At 40.3% G+C, this 17,014-nt stretch carries 16 protein-coding genes; 10 read left to right on the top strand and 6 right to left on the bottom strand.

From position 1 onward, the window contains the following. The first annotated feature begins 133 nt into the window (after window positions 1–133). From HMPREF0766_RS12610 to groL, 8 genes are all read left to right on the top strand, one after another. Window positions 134–826, top strand: coding sequence for a YiaD family glycine zipper/OmpA-like lipoprotein (locus HMPREF0766_RS12610; protein WP_002997822.1), 693 nt, complete (start codon window positions 134–136; stop codon window positions 824–826). 156 nt (window positions 827–982) lie between these two features. Beyond that, on the top strand, window positions 983–2,419 hold the full coding sequence (miaB, locus tag HMPREF0766_RS12605) for a tRNA (N6-isopentenyl adenosine(37)-C2)-methylthiotransferase MiaB (protein WP_002997820.1): 1,437 nt from the start codon (window positions 983–985) through the stop codon (window positions 2,417–2,419). Window positions 2,420–2,461: 42 nt separating this feature from the next. Continuing rightward, on the top strand, window positions 2,462–3,718 hold the full coding sequence (locus HMPREF0766_RS12600; protein WP_002997818.1) for a sigma-54-dependent Fis family transcriptional regulator: 1,257 nt from the start codon (window positions 2,462–2,464) through the stop codon (window positions 3,716–3,718). An 11-nt stretch (window positions 3,719–3,729) separates the two neighbouring features. After that, on the top strand, window positions 3,730–4,254 hold the full coding sequence (locus HMPREF0766_RS12595; RefSeq protein ID WP_002997816.1) for an LptE family protein: 525 nt from the start codon (window positions 3,730–3,732) through the stop codon (window positions 4,252–4,254). Between the two features lie 10 nt (window positions 4,255–4,264). Next, the gene (locus HMPREF0766_RS12590) at window positions 4,265–5,401 is read left to right on the top strand and encodes a hypothetical protein (protein WP_002997814.1); all 1,137 of its coding nucleotides are present in this window, start codon (window positions 4,265–4,267) and stop codon (window positions 5,399–5,401) included. A 17-nt stretch (window positions 5,402–5,418) separates the two neighbouring features. After that, window positions 5,419–5,790 (top strand): preprotein translocase subunit SecG, encoded by a 372-nt coding sequence (gene secG, locus HMPREF0766_RS12585; protein ID WP_002997812.1) that lies wholly within the window; start codon window positions 5,419–5,421, stop codon window positions 5,788–5,790. 234 nt (window positions 5,791–6,024) lie between these two features. Continuing rightward, on the top strand, window positions 6,025–6,300 hold the full coding sequence (locus tag HMPREF0766_RS12580) for a co-chaperone GroES (protein WP_002997808.1): 276 nt from the start codon (window positions 6,025–6,027) through the stop codon (window positions 6,298–6,300). Between the two features lie 83 nt (window positions 6,301–6,383). Further along, window positions 6,384–8,021: a chaperonin GroEL gene (gene groL, locus HMPREF0766_RS12575; protein ID WP_002997806.1), complete on the top strand. Its 1,638-nt coding sequence runs from the start codon at window positions 6,384–6,386 to the stop codon at window positions 8,019–8,021. 71 nt (window positions 8,022–8,092) lie between these two features. Here the strand turns inward: groL and HMPREF0766_RS12570 are convergent, their stop codons facing one another. The 3 genes from HMPREF0766_RS12570 to HMPREF0766_RS22725 all read right to left on the bottom strand — a co-directional run bounded on the left by HMPREF0766_RS12570 (window position 8,093) and on the right by HMPREF0766_RS22725 (window position 10,557). Beyond that, a complete protein-coding gene (locus HMPREF0766_RS12570; RefSeq protein ID WP_002997805.1) occupies window positions 8,093–8,473 on the bottom strand; it encodes a hypothetical protein in 381 nt (126 codons plus the stop codon). Between the two features lie 69 nt (window positions 8,474–8,542). After that, window positions 8,543–10,303, bottom strand: coding sequence for an ATP-binding protein (locus HMPREF0766_RS12565; RefSeq protein WP_002997803.1), 1,761 nt, complete (start codon window positions 10,301–10,303; stop codon window positions 8,543–8,545). Window positions 10,304–10,338: 35 nt separating this feature from the next. Then, window positions 10,339–10,557 (bottom strand): DUF2752 domain-containing protein, encoded by a 219-nt coding sequence (locus HMPREF0766_RS22725; protein WP_380948573.1) that lies wholly within the window; start codon window positions 10,555–10,557, stop codon window positions 10,339–10,341. Between HMPREF0766_RS22725 and HMPREF0766_RS22555 the strand changes: the two genes are divergently transcribed. Beyond that, window positions 10,552–10,704: a hypothetical protein gene (locus HMPREF0766_RS22555; RefSeq protein ID WP_002997801.1), complete on the top strand. Its 153-nt coding sequence runs from the start codon at window positions 10,552–10,554 to the stop codon at window positions 10,702–10,704. The two genes, HMPREF0766_RS22725 and HMPREF0766_RS22555, sit on opposite strands and share 6 nt — an antisense overlap. A 7-nt stretch (window positions 10,705–10,711) precedes the next feature. Here the strand turns inward: HMPREF0766_RS22555 and HMPREF0766_RS12560 are convergent, their stop codons facing one another. Then, window positions 10,712–11,266, bottom strand: a complete 555-nt coding sequence (locus tag HMPREF0766_RS12560) for a CD225/dispanin family protein (protein ID WP_002997797.1) — start codon at window positions 11,264–11,266, stop codon at window positions 10,712–10,714. Between the two features lie 93 nt (window positions 11,267–11,359). On the opposite strand from HMPREF0766_RS12560, the gene HMPREF0766_RS12555 reads away from it, so the two are divergent. Next, window positions 11,360–12,157 carry a M90 family metallopeptidase gene (locus tag HMPREF0766_RS12555; protein ID WP_002997792.1) on the top strand — a complete coding sequence of 266 codons (798 nt, stop codon included), beginning with the start codon at window positions 11,360–11,362 and terminating at the stop codon, window positions 12,155–12,157. 147 nt (window positions 12,158–12,304) lie between these two features. On the opposite strand, the gene HMPREF0766_RS12550 is transcribed toward HMPREF0766_RS12555, so the two are convergent. Both HMPREF0766_RS12550 and HMPREF0766_RS12545 read right to left on the bottom strand, forming a co-directional pair. After that, window positions 12,305–13,876 carry a RagB/SusD family nutrient uptake outer membrane protein gene (locus tag HMPREF0766_RS12550; protein ID WP_002997789.1) on the bottom strand — a complete coding sequence of 524 codons (1,572 nt, stop codon included), beginning with the start codon at window positions 13,874–13,876 and terminating at the stop codon, window positions 12,305–12,307. A gap of 44 nt (window positions 13,877–13,920) precedes the next feature. Continuing rightward, entirely contained in the window at window positions 13,921–16,905 is a 2,985-nt protein-coding gene (locus HMPREF0766_RS12545; RefSeq protein WP_002997786.1) for a SusC/RagA family TonB-linked outer membrane protein, read from the bottom strand. Window positions 16,906–17,014 lie beyond the last annotated feature (109 nt).

The raw sequence follows: 17,014 nt of genomic DNA, 5'->3' as shown, positions 1-17,014 counted from the left end.
AAATAGAATGAAAACCTTGTTAATTATTGATTTAACAAGGTTTTTTTGATTGCAGGGATATTTTACAAGTATTTTGGCATATGCTTTGTTTTGATAATATACACAACACACAGGATTGGAATTAGAAAAAAAAATGATTATGAAAGTAAATAAGAAAATAGCTGTTTTTGGTTTGACATTAGCTACCTCTGCAATGTTATTTGGAAGTTGTTCTACTATTCAGAACATGAACAGTACCACTAAAGGTGCCGCTATCGGTACTGCAGGTGGTGGTGCCCTGGGAGCGCTTATCGGAGGAAAAGCTGGTAATACAGCAGTAGGTGCAATTGCCGGAGCAGTAATCGGTGGTGCAGCAGGTGCATTGATCGGTAAAAAAATGGATAAGCAGGCAGCTGAAATCGAAAATACAGTAGCTGGTGCGGAAGTAATCAAATCTGATGAAGGTATCATTGTTAAATTCGATGAAGGTATTTTATTTGATTTTAACAAATCTGATCTGAAAGCTTCAGCAAAAACAAACATCAGCAAATTAGTTGCAACATTGAATAAAGAGCCTGATACCAAAATTTTGGTTATTGGTCACACAGATAACATTGGATCATTAGCAGCTAATCAGAAAGTTTCTGAAGCTCGTGCAGCAGCAGTAAAAACATATGCCGTTTCACAGGGATTGAATGGTGGTCGTATCAACACAGAAGGTAAGAACTACTCTGAGCCACTGGCAAGTAATGATACAGATGCTGGTCGTGCGGAAAATCGTCGTGTAGAGATTGTTATCGTAGCAGGTGATAAAATGAAACAAGATGCTATTAATGCAACAAAATAAATAATACTTTTTAAACTTTTACCGGAAGGGCATTGTCGCGAGGATAATGCCCTTTCTTTTTGGAATGTTAAATTTTAGTCAAAGCTTGTTTATCCTGCCAATATGTCACGTTTTGTGATTTTTTATTCCTAACTTTGTATTCTTTGAATTTTGACAATGATAGATTTATCACATAGCACTAAAGAGCATGACGAATCCCGTCAGGGAGAGGCTTTGCAGTTGGAGGCAAGCGCGGAAAATAGTAACGGAAGAAAGCTTTATATAGAGAGTTACGGCTGTCAGATGAACTTTTCTGACAGTGAAATCGTAGCTTCTATTTTAATGGATAAAGGTTTTGAGACGACGAAAGACTTCAATGAAGCGGATGTCGTATTTATCAATACCTGTTCTATCCGTGAAAATGCCGAAACCCGCGTGCGTAATCGTTTGAAGGAGTTTGAATTTGCAAAATCCAAAAATCCGGGCATGATCGTAGGTGTATTAGGCTGTATGGCTGAACGTTTGAAATCTAAGTTCTTAGAAGAAGAAAAACTGGTCGATGTCGTAGTAGGACCGGATGCATACCGTGACCTTCCCAATCTGATCGAACAGGTCGATGACGGGGCAAAAGCTGTCAATGTATTGCTGTCCAGAGAAGAGACCTATGCAGATATTAATCCGGTACGTCTGAATACCAATGGAATTACAGCTTTTATTTCTATTATGAGAGGCTGTGACAATATGTGTTCTTTCTGTGTCGTACCGTTTACACGTGGCCGTGAGCGAAGCAGAGATGTTGATTCCATCATTAAGGAAGCACAGGACCTGTTCAATGCCGGATACAGAGAAGTGACTTTATTAGGGCAGAATGTGGACTCCTATAAGTTTACTGCACCGGTTGCAGAAGGAGAATCTCCGGCAGAACCTGTTAATTTTGCTCAGCTACTGGCAAAAGTAGCAGATGTAAGCCCGCTGTTACGCGTTCGGTTTTCGACCTCCCATCCTAAAGATATTACAGACGAAGTATTACATACCATGGCCAGATATGAAAATATCTGCAATTATATACACCTTCCTGTACAGTCCGGTAATTCCAGAGTATTGGAATTGATGAATCGTACATATGACAGAGCATGGTATATAGATCGTGTTGATGCGATTCGTCGCATTCTGCCGGAATGTGGTATTTCTACAGATGTGATCACAGGATTCTGTACAGAGACAGAAGAAGAACATCAGGAAACGCTTTCCATGATGGACTATGTCAAATATGACTATGCATATATGTTTGCATATTCGGAAAGACCGGGCACACTGGCGGCCAAACGTTATGAAGATGATATTCCGGAGGAAATCAAAAAACGTCGTTTGACAGAAGTTGTAGCCAAACAGCGTTTACACAGTCATTACCGCATTCAGAATTTTGTAGGGAAAGTGCATAAAATACTGATTGAAGGATATTCCAAAAGATCAGATCAAGACTTTGCCGGACGTAATGATCAGAATGCAATGGTCGTGTTCCCTGTAGATAATCGTTATAAAATAGGAGATTATGTAAATGTAATTGGAGAGTCCTGTACTTCAGCTACTTTACTTGGTCGTATCGTAGAGTAACGAAACAAAATTAATCTTCAAATTTCTTAAAGAAATAAAACTGTGGATAATCAAGATATAAAAAACAGATTTGGTATAATTGGCAACTCTCCTTTACTCAACAGAGCAATCGATGTGGCCAGACAGGTCGCTCCCACAGATATTTCCGTATTGATTCAGGGAGAGAGTGGCAGTGGTAAGGAAGTATTCTCACATATCATACATCAGTTAAGTTCGCGCAAACACGGCCCCTTTATCGCCGTCAATTGTGGAGCTATTCCCGAAGGGACTATTGATTCAGAGCTTTTTGGCCATGAGAAAGGATCTTTCACAGGAGCACATGAAGCACGTAAAGGATATTTTGAAGTCGTAGACGGAGGTACCATCTTTTTGGACGAAGTGGGTGAATTACCTTTAGGTACTCAGGCACGTTTGTTGAGAGTTCTGGAAACCGGAGAATATATCCGTGTCGGATCTTCAAAAGTTCAGAAAACAAATGTCCGTGTAGTGGCTGCAACAAATGTGGATATGTTTGAAGCAGTAAAAAAAGGTAAATTCAGAGAAGACCTGTATTATCGTTTGAATACCGTTCCATTGCGCATTCCTGCGTTGCGGGAGCGTAAAGAAGATATTAATCTGCTTTTTAGAAAGTTTGTTGTTGATTTTGCTGATAAGTACCGCAGTCCGGGTGTACAACTTACAGATGATGCGCAACAGTCGCTCATGAACTACAGTTGGCCGGGGAATGTGCGTCAGCTAAAGAATATTGCTGAACAGATTGCGGTATTGGAAAAAGAACGTATTGTAAATGCGGTTATCCTTCAGAACTATCTTCCTGCGGAGCATTCAAATCTGCCGGTTTTCGTGCCTCAAAATGCACCAAAAGATGACTTTTCAGAACGCGATATCTTGTATAAGGTATTGTTCGATATGAAAAAGGATATGGTAGATCTGAAGAAGCTTGTGGTCGAATTAATCCAGAAAGGAGTTAACCCCAGTACTTTTGATCAAAATTCGCCTTACATCAATCAATTGTATCAGGAAGTACAGCCTGCATCATCCATGCTGGCTGAGCAATCCGAATCCTCATGGACGATCCATAATGCCCGTCCGGCTCATTCGCCTAATGTTGACTTCAACTCGTATGAGACACAGGATGTGGAAGAAGTGGAAGAATCTCTTTCATTGACAGAAAAAGAGTCCGATCTGATCAAGAAAGCGTTGAAAAAGCATAAAGGTAAGCGTAAAGCTGCTGCTCAGGAATTGGGTATTTCAGAGCGGACACTCTATAGAAAAATTAAAGACTTAAATTTAGATTAATATTCGACCCGATGCGTAAGTTAAAGCAAGTCTATCTAAATCTGATAATAACGGCAACTGTGATGCTGTTTACCGTTTCCAGTTGTGGTGTAAAATATAGTTTTACAGGAGGTTCCATTCCTGCGGATATGAAAACTGTAAATGTACAGTTCTTCGAAAATATCGCACCTATGGTGTATGCTACATTAAGTCAAAACTTTACAGAGGCTCTCAAAACCCGTTTTCGTAATCAGACCAGACTTAGTCAGGTCAACACAGGCGGGGATGCTATCTTCGAAGGATTTATTACAAATTATACAATTACGCCAGCTGCTGTTGAGGCTCGTACGGATATGGCAGCGTTGAACCGGCTGACAATCACAGTCAAAGTAACTTATACCAATCAGAAAAAACCGGAGGATGGTTTTAGCGAGCAGACGTTCACACGTTTCAAAGATTTTTCCGGAACGGTTCAGTCGCAGGAGGAAGGATTGACGAAAGATATTATTGAAATGCTGACGGAAGATATATATAACCGCGCATTTGCGAATTGGTAGCCTATACATTATGGAAAATACAAGTAAGTCTAAGGTTGAAATATTTCATCAGGCATTGGCAGATCCCGGACAACTTCCGGCTGAAGATCTGCAGCGCTTAGTGGAAGAATATCCTTATGCACAACCTATTCGTTTTGCATATGAGCGTCAGCAGTTTCTGTCAACAGGAACCTTGTCGCACAATTCATTAGCATTATTGTATGCTCCCAATGCAGCCTGGTTGTCCGAATATGTAAGCAGACAACCTCTCCTTGTACCGGAATTGGAAGCAGAGCCGGATGGCTACATTGCCTTTGAAGATGTAGATCAGGTATCTGCTGAGAAAGAAGAGGAATCAATCAGTATAGATAACGAATCCTATACTGAAACTAAGGAAGAAACTGTTCCGACCGAATATGTGGAGGAGGAAGTTATAGAAGAGGAGCCGGTGGAAGTTGCAAATGAAATGGAAGAGGCTCAGCTTGAAAAGGAGTATTTTCCGGAGTTTCAATTATCCGGTGAAGAGATTGTACCGGATCCACAGGAGGAAGAAACGGCGGAACTTGAAAAAGAATATTTTACTGAATTTCAGCTGTCTGGTGAAGAAATTGTACAGGTTTCTTCAGAAGAAGAAGAAGAAAGAGTCAGTCTTTATCATGATGATCTGATGCCTTATAGTTTTCTGTGGTGGTTACACAAGACACGCTTGGAACATGCCGGTACGTACCGACCATTTGCAGAAGTCAAATTGCCAAAGCCCCAGAAAGGTCAGTTTGATCCGTCCAAATTAGATGAACATATTCTGGATCAGCAGATTCGCGAGCATGTTTTCCGTTCACAATCACCTGAAGCCAAACTGAGCGAAGAAGTAAAGCATAAGCCTGTGCAACCCCTTCCGAAGAAGCTGGATGATGTTATTGAAAAATTTATTCGGGAAGAACCACAGATTAAACCTCCTCAGGCCGATCAGCTGAACATGGAGAACAAAGCCAGAAAAAGCGCCGAAGAACAATTTACGCTGGTCACCGAGACATTAGCAATTATTTATGCAGATCAGGGCTTGTTTCCGAAAGCGATTGAGGTGTATAAAAAATTAATTTTGAAATTCCCGGAAAAAAATGCTTACTTTGCTGGCCGCATTAAAGAATTAGAGCAAAAATTAAACTAAATAAATAATACAAAGAAATGCAAACATTATTAATTGTCTTGATCATATTAACCAGTGTACTGTTGGCACTTATGGTGTTGATTCAAAATCCAAAAGGAGGAGGTCTTTCTTCAGGATTTTCAGGAGGATCAAATTTGATGGGCGTAAAACGTACAGGTGATTTTCTGGAAAAAGGAACATGGACATTGGTCATAGCTTTAATGGTATTTTGTCTGGCTGTCAATATCCTGGGCCCGTCTAAAGGCGGAGCAGCTTCAAAGGGTGGATTAAGTGATCAGATTGAGGCTCCGGCTCAGCAAGGTCCTTTAAATCTGAATCCTGCACAACAACAACAACAACAACAACAAGCACCTGCTGCAGCTCCTGGTAAAACAGATTCTGCAAAATAATAGACTTTTAAAGAAAACAATATTCAAGCCCTATTCAACATGAACAGGGCTTTTTTTATGTCATCTGTGGCTGACATCATGACACTGAAAAAAACGCCTCTGTCAGAAATTTCAGACTTTTTGTGAAAAATTGACAACAAAACTTTAAAAACATCCTTTGGCATAATTGATGTTGACTTGTTCATGTAAACTTTTACATAAACAATCAATTAAAAATAATAGGAGAATAATATTATGGCATTAAACATTAAACCTATCGGAGACAGAGTGGTAATAGAAGCTGCTCCTGCAGAAGAAAAAACAGCATCAGGTATTTATATCCCTGATACGGCAAAAGAAAAACCTCAAAGCGGAACTGTTGTAGCTGTAGGTAGTGGTAAAGTAGACGAGCCTCTAACTGTTAAAGTTGGCGATAAAGTGTTATATGGCAAGTATGCAGGTACAGAGATTACTTACGAAGGAAAAGAATATCTAATTATGCGTGAAGCTGATATTTACGCTGTTCTTTAGTCTTTTAATTTAATAACAACATCAGAGTAAAAGGGATAATAAGGCAATATCTTCTTATCTAAATACTAATAATCTAAAATAAAATGGCAAAACAAGTAAAATATAACGTTGAAGCTCGTGACGCACTGAAAAAAGGTGTAGACACATTGGCAAATGCTGTAAAAGTAACATTAGGTCCTAAAGGTCGTAACGTAATTATCGAGAAAAAATTTGGTTCACCGGCAATCACTAAAGATGGTGTGACGGTAGCTAAAGAAATCGAATTGAAAGATGCGTTGGAAAATATGGGTGCGCAAATGGTGAAAGAAGTAGCATCTAAAACAGCTGATCAGGCTGGTGATGGTACGACTACAGCTACAGTATTGGCACAGGCTATCATTGCTCCGGGTATTAAATCTGTAGCAGCTGGTGCTAATCCAATGGATCTGAAACGTGGTATTGACAAAGCTGTAGCTACTGTTGTGGCTAACCTGAAATCTCAATCTCAGGTTGTAGGTCAGGACAACAATAAGATCAAACAAGTGGCTACAATCTCAGCAAACAATGACGAAGTAATCGGTTCATTGATCGCTGAAGCAATGGAAAAAGTAGGTAATGACGGTGTTATCACAGTGGAAGAAGCAAAAGGTACTGAAACAGAAGTAAAAACTGTAGAAGGTATGCAATTTGACCGTGGTTACTTATCTCCGTATTTCGTTACTAATTCTGATAAAATGGAAGCAGAATTGGATAACCCTTACATTTTGATTTACGATAAAAAGATCAGCAATATGAAAGAATTGTTGCCTGTATTGGAAAAACAAGTACAGACAGGTAAACCATTATTAATCATCGCTGAAGATCTTGACGGAGAAGCATTGGCAACATTAGTTGTTAATAAAATTCGTGGTTCATTGAAAGTTGCAGCGGTCAAAGCTCCTGGATTCGGTGACCGTCGTAAAGCAATGTTAGAAGATATTGCTATCCTTACAGGAGGTACGGTTATCTCTGAAGAAAGAGGATATAAATTAGAGAATGCTGAGCTTTCTTACTTAGGACAGGCTGAAAAAGTTGTTGTTGATAAAGACAATACAACTGTGATCAATGGTGGCGGAAATGGTGAAGATATCAAAGCCCGTGTAAACCAGATTAAATCTCAGATCGAAACCACTACTTCTGATTACGACCGCGAAAAATTACAGGAACGTCTTGCTAAATTAGCAGGTGGTGTTGCCGTTCTTTACGTAGGTGCTACTACTGAAGTAGAAATGAAAGAGAAAAAAGACCGTGTTGATGATGCTTTACATGCTACTCGTGCAGCAGTAGAAGAAGGTATCGTTGCTGGTGGTGGTGTTGCATTTATCCGTGCAACAGAATCTTTAGCTAACCTGAAAGGTGAAAATGAAGATGAAACTATCGGTATTGAGATCATCAAACGTGCTATCGAAGAGCCTTTGCGTCAGATTTGTAATAATGCAGGTGTAGAAGGCGCGGTAGTAGTACAGAAGGTAAAAGAAGGTACTGCTGACTTTGGTTACAATGCACGTACAGATAAATACGAAAACCTGATCGGTGCAGGTGTTATCGATCCGACTAAGGTTTCACGTGTAGCATTGGAAAATGCAGCTTCTATCGCTTCTATGCTATTGACTACAGAATGTGTCCTTGCAGATGAGCCTGAAGAAAATGGCGCTGGCGCTGGTGCTCCTCCAATGGGTGGCGGTATGGGCGGAATGATGTAATATCATACAGCTAAATATAAAAAGAGGGCGTTGCAGAATTTTGCAACGCCCTCTTTGCGTTTATTTTTTTATTAGTGACGTCCTCTGAATCTGCGGTAATAAATGTCGTAATCTTCCGGAGAATAGCTCTTTTTAGTTCCCCACTCCTGTAATTCGTTATTAAAATAGAATAACCAATATTGTCTGTAGATTGTTGTCGAATCTATGACAACTTCAGGTTGCCAGGTATAGTATTCATGAACCTCTAAGATGCCATCATCGTACTTTTTTGAAGATACAATAGCCCCGGGTTTACCTATTTGTTTGATTACATCCTCTTTAACCATGCCTACATGTATTTTGGTAAAATCAGGTCCTGATGCTCCGGATATCATTTTACAGCTTCCGAAAATAAAAATAGTAAGCAGTATCAAGACTGCTCTTAAAAAATTGAAGTTAGATAGTTGAATCATAATGTGTAAATATAATCGATGTTAATATAGAGTATATTTTCTGCAAAAAGTTTAATCTTAAAAAAATAATTAAATACTGTTTTTCTTGATTACATCTTTTAAATGATCCATAGTAATAGGTTTAATGATAAAGTCGCTCATTCCCATCTGAATATAGTTGGAACGGTCGATTTCTAAAGCATGGGCGGAACACCCAATGATTACAGGAACTTCTTTCTGACGTTGGTTGTATAGTTCTAAAATCACTTTGGTTGCCTCTATTCCATTCATTACAGGCATCTGAATATCCATGAGTATAATGTCAAAATGTTCCTTTTGAAGCGTCTCTACAGCCTCGAGTCCATTCTCTACAGCATGATAGGAATACTGTAGCTTTTCCAGCATTTTACAGAGCACCAATTGATTGATTTTATTATCTTCTACAACAAGAAAGCGTTTTTTTTTCATGAATGATAAGTCTGGGTTTTGTTGATATATTTTTTGGGGAATTTGGTTTTGTGGAAGTAGTACAGGCAGGCAGAAAGTAAATGTAGTACCGATACCATATACACTTTCTACTTCAATATGTCCGCCCAGTATATGCAGTAATCTTTGACAGATGGCCAGCCCAAGTCCGATTCCTTTATTAACCGGAATCTGTGGTTCTTCAATCTGTGAAAACTGATCAAACAGGCGGGCAATATTTTCTTTCTTTATACCGATTCCGGTATCCTTCACCTTGCATTCAAGGACATATTTATCATGGAATAATATGTAACTGATATATACTGTGATATTCCCTTTAAGGGTGAATTTTATAGCATTACTTAATAAGTTTAACAGAATCTGTTTGAAACGGGCCTCATCTGTAATGAGTTCTGGAGGCGTGTTTTCTGCAGTCCGGATATTCAGTTTTAAACCTTTACTTTTCAGCATGGGATCAACGACATGCTTCAGAGAGGTCAGGCTTTGATTTAGATTGAATGTGGTATAATTTATTTCGAACTTATTGGTTTCAATCCTGGAAATATCCAGTAAATCAGTAACCAGATCAGAGAGAATATGGCTGCTGGCCTGAAGATTTTCTATAAGTAATTGTTGGTTTTGGTCTAGTTTAGTTGTTTTCAGAAGATCGATAGTGCCGATAATACCATTAAGAGGAGTTCGTATCTCATGGCTCATCGTCATGATAAATTTTGACTTGGCCTTGGTTGCAGCCTCAGCCACTTCCTTAGATGCGATTAACTCTTTCTGTGAAAGTTTCAGCATCTTTTTCTGAAGGATCAATACTTTCTTTTCATAGTCATAGACTCTTTTGTAAGAGGAAATCATAATAGTGGATATGACCAGAGTCAGCACAAATGAAAACAGCAGATCCATATGTTTTTCCTTCTGGCTGGCATAAGGGACAATAAATTGAGGAAAAAAATGATCAATGATCAGACAAAAAAGAGAAACAATCAGAAAGAATATGCCAAACCGTAATCTGTAGGGGTCGGATAACGAAAGCAGACCTGCCATAAGATAAAACACAAAGAATAAGGGTATGCTACTGTCTAAGCCATTATTCAGCGCCCATATGACGGCAAGACATCCGGTTAAATAACAGAAATACCAGAATTTAATGCGTTCGGTTGCTTTATTCTGAAGGGCCAGTTTCAGAATATACAGATGCAGCGATATTACAGTCAGGATCAGAAGATTGATGCCAATCGGAAACACAATATTCAGATTGAAAATAATATTGCTTAGCCCGCTGGCGATAAGGCATATGCTCAATATCGCGAGTTGTTTGTTTTCTACGCTGATTTTTCGTGACCTGAAGTTATATTTCCCAAATAAATTCAACATGTTGCAATAGGTTGCATGAGTTTAGAGGTCGTTGATTATAAAATATTCCTCAAAATTGTGAACACAATAATACTGATACTAAGGAGGATCATCGCACGATAACCATACAGCCGGTTTCGCCATTTGAGCTGTCGGGCCGTAAGAGATGGCCTGGTAATAAAATATAAGTTGAGGAATAAATAGGGAACAGCAAAGAAAAAGAAGGGGTTAAAAGCAAATGCGGCTTTAAAATCGCCATGTAAAATCGCATGAATAGCCCGTTGGCTTCCGCAGCCGGGGCAATCAAAGCCCGTCAGACTTTTAACAGGGCACTTTGGAAAAAGAGCGTATTCCTGAGGGTCGTATGTTCTGTAAATATAGATAAATACGCCCCCCAGAAACAAGAGGATGGAAGCCAGTAAATATTTGTTAATACGAATAGTCACTGTTAGTATCCAATGTGGATCCGAAATAGGCCAAACCTCCGAATATTGCTATATAAAGTATCCAGAATACTACACACCCAATCAGCGAAATCATAATCCACTTTTTAGCACTGGCTGAATCGGCCTGTGCGCCTGCTTTGTCTCCTCTGTAGAACTTATTCTCTACTTTTGCTGCATAGACAATTGCAGGTATACCTAATGGCCAGCAACACAATACAGTGACAAGAATGGATTCAATAAGATATGTTTTGGGAGGTTGTTCAAATAAGGAAGATGTCGGTGTAAATTGAGCACCACTTCCTGCATTATGCTGAAAAGTCGGTTGAGCAGGAGCAGAAGGTAGCTGTGGCGGAGCTGAAAGACTCTGACTCTCCTGTTTCAAAAGTTCCGCCAGTTCTGGCAATTCACCGGCTTTTTTCCAGTCGGTCAATTCCGGAGTCCACACATAAGTGTCTGCAGTTATATTTTTTGTTTTAAGTTCTTCCAAAGAAAAAGGCCCGAAACTGTTAACCCCGTCGGTATAATGATATTTTTGCATATGTATTGTGGATCAAATTAATTAAGTGATTGAAGTTATAAAGATTAATTCTACTCTACAAGATTAAATGCGAAAAATAAGTATTTTAGCAGCATGCAGTATAATCCGGTCGTTGTTGTAATTATCATCTTTATAATAGGAGTAGTGCTAGTGTACTATGTCATGAAGAATGTGTCCAATAAGAAAATTGTTGTTGATAACCAATCTGTTAGTCTGGACGAAATTCAGCAAGTACTTCTTGAAGAAGTCGGGTTTTACAAGGGGTTGAATCCGGATGAACAACTTAAATTCTGCAACCGTGTTTCTTATTTTTTGAATACGACCAGGATCTCTGCCGAGAAAGGAGTACAGATCGTCAATGCAGATAAAATACTGGTGGCAGCAAGTGCTACTATTCCCTTGTTTCATTTCGAAAACTGGTCGTACGAAAATCTGGATGAAGTCCTGATATATCCGGGAACGTTTAGCGAAAAATTTGATACAGAAGAGGGAGATCGCAATATCCTGGGGATGGTGGGAGACGGAGTCCTGGGGCGAAAGATGATATTATCGCTATCTGCACTTCGGAATGGATTCCGCTCAGGGAGTGGTGAGAATACAGCGATCCACGAATTTGTACATCTGATCGATAAAGCCGACGGGGAAACTGATGGTATTCCGGAATATCTTATTCCAAAATCACTGATCCATCCCTGGCTGAAGGAGATGCACAAAACTATCAGCATGATTAAAAGAGATAAATCAGATATTCGCGAGTATGCAGCAACGAACGAGGCCGAGTTTCTGGCTGTAACCTCTGAGTATTTCTTTCAAAAACCAAAACTGCTTAAGGAAGATCATCCGGAGCTCTTTGAATTACTTACGGAGATTTACGAGAAGAAAGACGCATAATTTCAGTACCGAATCAGTCGGATAAATCTGTTAAGGAGAGGATCCCCGGATCATTTATTATGTAAAGCTGATAGAATATAAACTAAAAAAGGGAGAAGTAATTTTGCAATCACGTCTCCCGTTTGTTTTAAGAATTCCCAATTCTGATTAATAGCCTGTATTTTGTTTCAGATTAGGGTTGACCGCAATCTGCTGACTTGGAATAGGATATACCAATGTCTTTGGATCTGCATCTGCAGCTTTTTCCTGCCAGGCCAGTAGAAATTTTCCAAAGCGGATCAGATCCTGTCTGCGCCAGCCCTCCCAATACAATTCGCGGGCACGTTCATCCAATAAGGTATCTAAAGTTATCGTTGTAAAAGAGCTCACGCCTCGTTTCGTCCGTATACTGTTTACAAGAGCAAGCGCATCTCCCGGCGCTCCAGTGCCACCTCTTAGTATGGCCTCTGCCTGCATCAGCAGTACATCCGAATAGCGAAATACAACCCAGTCGTTATTTCGTTGTCCTGTAACTGCATAATCAAATGCATATTTCATAGGACGGATACCGGCTGTCTCAAGCGTTGCTCCGGAAGTACGTATGGTGACTTCACGGGTAAAGACGAGTGGCGCATTAGCCGGGTTTCTGGCCATAAGTGGCCTGTTTGTCGTCCAGTTATACTGTTGTCCTGCGAAGAATCCTACATTCTGGCGATGATAGCCTTTACTCTTGTTAGAGGTCGTATCGGCAGGATAATCATAGTAAATGCCCCTTCTTTCATCAGAATCTGTAAACTTATCATAATAGTCAGACAAGGTACACCAACCATTCCAGCCTCCGGGATTCATATTGTAATGAGCAATCGTATTCCATGTTCTGTCCACATTACCTCCTCTTTCGCCGTTTTTGTTAAACAGAGTATAAATATTCTCAGTAGATTTTACATCATTGTCGGGGGCAAAATTGTCAAAATATTTTCCTGCAGCAGATACAGTATAGGCGCCAGATGCTGTAATTTCTTTTGCCAGGCTAATGACCTGATTCATATCCTCTGCCGCAAAAGAAGGGGCCTGTCTGTTGAGAAAAGTTCCTTTGTTCAGGTAAATTTTCATCAGGAGGACTTTAGCGGCATTTTTATTCGCCACATAAGCCTCTCTTGGACCATTGGCAGGCAGACTGCTTATTATTTCATTCAGCTCTTTTACTATATAGTCTATGGCCGCCTGTGGTTGCAACACATCAGGCGGAATTCTGAAATCTTCGACCGAAGCTCCTTCACGTATAGGGACTACACCATACAGATCCAGCATATCGAACATAGCCAGAGCTCGGATAAACCGGGCTTCTGCGGCCTGCTGTGCACTGGGTTTGTAACGCAATACATTTCCTGCATTGTAAATCGTTGTGCCAAGGCTGACAAAGGTGTTGTTCATATAGCCATTGTCTGCATTCCAGGTGTGCAGATGGATAGCACGATGCATCCCGTTATCATCCCAGTCACCGCCCCGGGTAGGAGCCATAGCTGCATCTGTAGATACTTCCTGCATCACCCAGCGTTGTTCCTGCTGATAGGGGGTATTCAACGAATTGTAAGCAGTTACCAATAAAGCGCCGGGTTCTACATTAGACGTTCCTTCTTCCAGTTCTCCCTTAAATTCCTCATTGAGCTTTGTACAGGAAAATGTACCTGCCACCACTGAACCCGCGATTGTTATATATATTAAAGATCTTAATTTCATCTGTTTGTGTTTTTAATGATTATCAATTATGAGGTGATACATGTCTAAAGTGAGAAATTGACTCCAAAAAGAATATTTCTCGCCGGCGGATAAGGCAGATACTCAATCCCAAGAGATGGAATACCATTGTTAGCACCGTCTGTATTCACTTCAGGATCGAAACCTGTATACTTCGTTATAATAAAGAGGTTCTGTCCAGTTAAAGAAACATTCAGATTTTTTAATGTCTTTCCAATATCACCCACACGATAGCTCAACGTCAGATTGGCCAATTTCAGGTAATCGCCTTTTTCCAGAAATCTTGTTGAAGGTGCTGACGAATTGGATGTAGATTCTTTAACTGAAGTATCGAAAAATGCCGACCCGATATTTCTGGAAGACAAGTTACTTAGTCCTAATGTTGTCGCAGCTGTATTGTTGAACAGATAGTGTCCCATCGCTCCATTCAGATTGGCCGCCAGGGAAACTTTCTTGTAAGATACATTGGTCGAAATACCCAATAAAGTAGTAGGATTAGGACTATTTGTATAAAACTTGTTAATAGCCGGATCATTTGCACTGCTGATACTTCCATCAAGTCCGCGATACATGCTCATACCTGTTTGCGGATCTATTCCCTGATAGTCTGCCAGATACCAGACATTCAGAGGCTGTCCGTTAACCATTCTTTGTCCCAATACTCCTGAAAATCCTTGTCCTCTGAGTGCTCCGGTTTCATAATAACCGACCAATCCGCTTACGCTGTTTTTCAGGAAAGTAGCGTTTCCGGTAAGATCCCAGGTCCAGTCCTTACTCTTAACAATAGTTCCTGTTAATGAAATTTCGACTCCCTTATTTACGATTTCACCGTCCAGATTTACCCATATACGGCCTGCAGGCGCAGGTTGAGCCAGTGTCTGCTCAAATAATGCATCTGTAGTCTTTTTATTGAAATAATCAATTGACCCGTAAATACGATTACCCAAAAATCCAAAATCTATACCCGCATTGAAAGTAGTGGATGTCTCCCATTTTAAGTCATCATTACCATAATTGGCCTGACTGATGCTTTGATTACCAAAAATAAGTCTGTTTAATGAAGCTCCGGAAGGAAACTCCTGATTTCCCGTTTTACCCCATCCCAGTCTTAGTTTCAGCTGATTGAGATTTCCATTGGATTTGAGAAATTCTTCCTCCGCAATATTCCAGGCAAGTGCCAGAGAAGGGAACATTGCATATTTGTTATTTTCTCCGAATTTGGTCGAACCGTCTCTTCTTACTGTAGCGGTAAACAGATAACGATTCAGATAATTGACACCACCACGTGCAAACAGGGATTGCAGTTGATTAGTAGGGCTTCTATAAGATGATATCTCTCGTGTAGCAACAGGAGAATACTGCATATAGTCAAAATAATCAAGACCCAAATAGCGGAATCCTCCACCGAAAGATATGTTATTGTTAAAATTATAATCCAGGTATTCATAACCAACCACGGCATTCACATTCCAGTCGGAGTTAATCTGCTTGTTGTAAGAAAGCATATGAGTCATCTGGAGATTGGTCTCACCGTTATTTGAAATAAATGCCTGTTCATTATTTACAGCAGAAGGGTCAATGAGGCCGGCTCTGTACATTCCCTGGCGGTTACCGGTTTGTCGCATAGCACTATAGATGAACCGGTACTCCAGATCATCCGTAATTTTGTAATACGGAGCAATATTAACAACCATAGTGTTGGTTACTGCCACATCTTTAAATGCTTCAATACTTGTCAGAGGATTGCGGGTTGTTGTACTTACAAAGGTCAGATTTCCCTGATCATCCCTGATCGGCCGCGTGGGGTTCCATTGCAGCGCTTGTGATATTACGTTGCCTTCCGAACCCACCATGGCATTGATGGGTGCATACTTATTATCCATTTGGGTAAGGAAAACAGAAAAATCGAGTCCCAGTTTTTTGCTTTCCAGGAATCTGAAATTACCGGTAAAGTTGGCGGTATACTTCTTTAACTGTGATCCTTTTATGATACCATTCTGGTTTAAATAGCCACCGGAAAGACGGTATTTGCCATGCTCAGTACCCCCGGAAACATCTGCATAATAGTTTTGTGTTACAGCATTACGTGTAATTGCCTTAAAAGCATCCTCTTCTGCTCCGAAATCCGCATTTGCAGCTTCTGAAGGCGTGTAATAGTTTAAAGCTTCGCGGAATCTTGCGGCAGTCAATACATCCGGATATTCACGCATGCTCGAGATACCTGTTGAAGCACCGACAGAGACTTCCGGTGATCCTGTTTTTCCTTTTTTTGTAGTAATAATGACAACCCCATTGGCACCTCTTGACCCATAGATAGCAGTCGCTGAGGCATCTTTAAGAATGTCCATACTTGCTATATCACCCGGATTAAGATAGGTGAGGGGATTACCCCGGTCTGATGAAAAACCTCCGCGTCCTTCCGGCAAAGGAGAATTTCCGGACATAGGGACACCATCTAATACAAATAACGGATTATTGCTCGCCCGGATAGATGAATTTCCACGGATACGTACCGTAGTGGAACCTCCCGGTTGCCCGGTGTTATTGATCACCATTACGCCCGGAGTTTTTCCCTGTATCAATTGATCAGGGCTGGTCATCAGCCCCTTGTTAAAGTCTTTTGCCCCAATTGTTACCATAGCACCAGTCAGATCTTTTTTTCGGGCGGTTCCATAACCGATGACCACTACTTCATCGAGTCCGTGATCCGCATTTGGTTCCAGTGCTATTGTTATATCGTTGCCACTGATCGGCACATCTTTAGTAAGATATCCGATAAAAGATACTTCCAGAGCCTTTGCGTCAGTGGGAATTTCTATGGAGAAGTCCCCGCCCGCGTTTGAACTTGTAGCTACCGTGCTCCCTTTAACTTTAATCGTAGCACCAGCAAGCGGACTTGCATTTTCATCTACAACCTTTCCCGTCAGGACTCTTGTCTGAGCAACAACGATAAATGATACGAACAGTAATGACATCGTCATCATGAATTGTACAAGTAGTTTTTTTTTCATACATTTTTTGATTGATGGTTTAATTGAATACTTATCCTTAAGCAACCAGATGACATATCCTCCCAGATTGAATCAGGGAAATATATAGTTCATCTTTACTTTTTTATAA

The organism is Sphingobacterium spiritivorum ATCC 33861 (genome assembly GCF_000143765.1).
GTDB lineage: Bacteria > Bacteroidota > Bacteroidia > Sphingobacteriales > Sphingobacteriaceae > Sphingobacterium > Sphingobacterium spiritivorum.
This window is presented reverse-complemented; position numbering and strand designations above follow the sequence as displayed.